The sequence below is a fragment of the Burkholderia sp. LMG 13014 genome, from assembly GCF_905232215.1.
Lineage (GTDB): Bacteria > Pseudomonadota > Gammaproteobacteria > Burkholderiales > Burkholderiaceae > Burkholderia.
The window spans coordinates 1-2,561 of sequence record NZ_CAJNKE010000739.1; the positions used below are offsets into that span (position 1 = coordinate 1).

2 protein-coding genes are annotated in these 2,561 nt (G+C 68.1%); both read left to right on the top strand.

Annotation, left to right across the window (positions count from 1 at the left end; all coding sequences use genetic code 11):
* The first annotated feature begins 244 nt into the window (after positions 1-244).
* Positions 245-1,654 carry an argininosuccinate lyase gene (gene argH, locus JYJ84_RS33870; RefSeq protein ID WP_122946021.1) on the top strand — a complete coding sequence of 470 codons (1,410 nt, stop codon included), beginning with the start codon at positions 245-247 and terminating at the stop codon, positions 1,652-1,654.
* 94 nt (positions 1,655-1,748) lie between these two features.
* Positions 1,749-2,432: an HAD family phosphatase gene (locus JYJ84_RS33875; RefSeq protein ID WP_122946748.1), complete on the top strand. Its 684-nt coding sequence runs from the start codon at positions 1,749-1,751 to the stop codon at positions 2,430-2,432.
* Positions 2,433-2,561 lie beyond the last annotated feature (129 nt).

The window sequence follows — 2,561 nt, forward strand, 5'->3', positions numbered from 1 at the left end:
CTATGACGGCCTCACGTTCGTCACCGACCTCGGCCCGCTCAATCATCTGGAGATCGACGGCGGCGGCCGGCGCTGCGGCGTCGCGTTCCCGTATGTCCACCCGGCCGACGGCACGCTGCCGACCATCGGGCCGCTGACCTGCGACCTGAAATGAGCGCCGTGCGCCGGGCGGCGGGCCGGCGAGTGCTAAAATCGCCCGATTCCCTCGCGGTGCACGCCGCCCAACATCCTTCGAAGATTCGCCATGACGTCCCAACTGCACAAAAAGGGCGAGGCCTGGTCGGCCCGCTTCTCGGAACCGATGTCCGAGCTGGTCAAGCGCTACACGTCGTCGGTATTTTTCGACAAGCGCCTCGCGCTCGTCGACATCGCCGGCTCGCTCGCGCACGCGAACATGCTCGCCGCGCAGAAGATCATCAGCGCCGACGACCTGGCCGCGATCGAACGCGGGATGGCGCAGATCAAGGGTGAAATCGAGCGCGGCGAATTCGAATGGCAGCTCGACCTCGAAGACGTCCACCTGAACATCGAGGCGCGCCTGACCGCGCTGATCGGCGATGCCGGCAAGCGCCTGCACACGGGCCGCTCGCGTAACGACCAGGTCGCGACCGACATCCGCCTGTGGCTGCGCGGCGAGATCGACCGCATCGGCGGCCTGCTGAACGACCTGCGCGGCGCGCTGCTCGACCTCGCGGAACAGAACGCCGACACGATCATGCCGGGCTTCACGCACCTGCAGGTCGCGCAGCCCGTCACGTTCGGCCACCACCTGCTCGCGTACGTCGAGATGTTCTCGCGCGACGCAGAACGCATGCGTGACTGCCGCACCCGCGTGAACCGCCTGCCGCTCGGCGCGGCCGCACTGGCCGGCACGAGCTACCCGATCGATCGTCACGCCGTCGCGAAGACGCTCGGCTTCGACGGCATCTGCGCGAACTCGCTCGACGCGGTGTCGGATCGCGACTTCGCGATCGAATTCACGGCCGCCTCCGCACTCGTGATGACGCACGTGTCGCGTTTCTCGGAAGAGCTCGTGCTGTGGATGAGCCCGCGCGTCGGCTTCATCGACATCGCCGACCGCTTCTGCACCGGCAGCTCGATCATGCCGCAGAAGAAGAACCCGGACGTGCCCGAGCTCGCGCGCGGCAAGACGGGCCGCGTGAACGGCCACCTGATGGCGCTGCTGACGCTGATGAAGGGCCAGCCGCTCGCGTACAACAAGGACAACCAGGAAGACAAGGAACCGCTGTTCGACACGGTCGACACCGTCGCCGACACGCTGCGGATCTTCGCCGAGATGGTGGCCGGCATCACCGTGAAGCCGGACGCGATGCGCGCCGCCGCACTGCAGGGCTTCTCGACCGCCACCGACCTCGCCGACTACCTGGTGAAGCGCGGCCTGCCGTTCCGCGATGCGCACGAAGCCGTCGCGCACGCAGTGAAGATCTGCGACGACCGCGGCATCGACCTGGCCGACCTGACGCTCGACGAAATGAAGCAGGATCTGCCGAACGTCGCGCACCTGATCGGTGAAGACGTGTTCGGCTACCTGACGCTCGAGGGCTCGGTCGCCAGCCGCAACCACCCGGGCGGCACGGCGCCCGACCAGGTGCGTGCGGCGGTCAAGGCTGCGCGCGCCGCGCTCGGCCAGTAAGCCCGCTGTTCCGGACGGACGCCTTCGGCGTCCGTTTTTCATTCGGGCGGCCATTGCGCCGCCCATCGCCTGCCCTGCTTCCCGAATGCCGCCGATGACCTTTTCCGCCGCGCTCTTCGACATGGACGGCCTGCTCGTCGATTCCGAGCGGACCATCATGAATACGTGGATCGACGTGTCGAATGCACACGGCGTCACGCTGACCACCACCGACTACCTGCAGATCGTCGGCCGCTCGTTCGCCGAGGGCCAGGTCATCCTGGCGCGGCTGATCGGCAACCCCGATACGTTCGACGCGGTGCGCATTCGCGTGCGCGAGCAGCTCGCGGCACCCGAACCGCATCCGAAGTTTCCGCTGAAGCCCGGCGCGTTCGCGCTGCTCGATGCGCTCGCGCAAGCCGGCATTCCGTGCGCGGTCGCGTCGTCGTCCGCGCAGGACGTGATCCGTGCGCGGCTCGACGCGGTCGGCGTGCTGCCGTTCTTCCGCGCGATTGCGGGCGGCGACGAAGTCGCGCGCGGCAAACCCGACCCGGCCGTCTACCGGCTTGCGGCCGAACGCCTTGGCGTACCGGCACACGCGTGTGTCGCGTTCGAGGACAGCGACTTCGGCGCGCAGTCGGCCGCCGGCGCCGGTGCGTCGGTCGTCACCGTGCCCGACCTGAAGGCGCCGACGCCCGAAATCATCGCGCTGAGCCTGCATGTGCTTACCTCGCTCGACGATGCGGTCGCGCTCGTGCCGTCATGGTTCGGCGGGCACGATACGCAACGGCCCGCGTAGATCACCTGCCGCCGAATGCAAAACGGGCACCCTCGGGTGCCCGTTTTGCCGTATCGCCGCACAACCGGCGTCGCGCTTGCGCTTATCGGTTGCCGGCCGTCTCCGACAACCGCTTCATCGTCGCGATGC

Coding starts and splice junctions, on each gene's coding strand:
- argH (WP_122946021.1), top strand. CDS start 245: ATGACGTCCCAACTGCACAAAAAGGGCGAGGCCTGGTCGGCCCGCTTC.
- JYJ84_RS33875 (WP_122946748.1), top strand. CDS start 1,749: ATGACCTTTTCCGCCGCGCTCTTCGACATGGACGGCCTGCTCGTCGAT.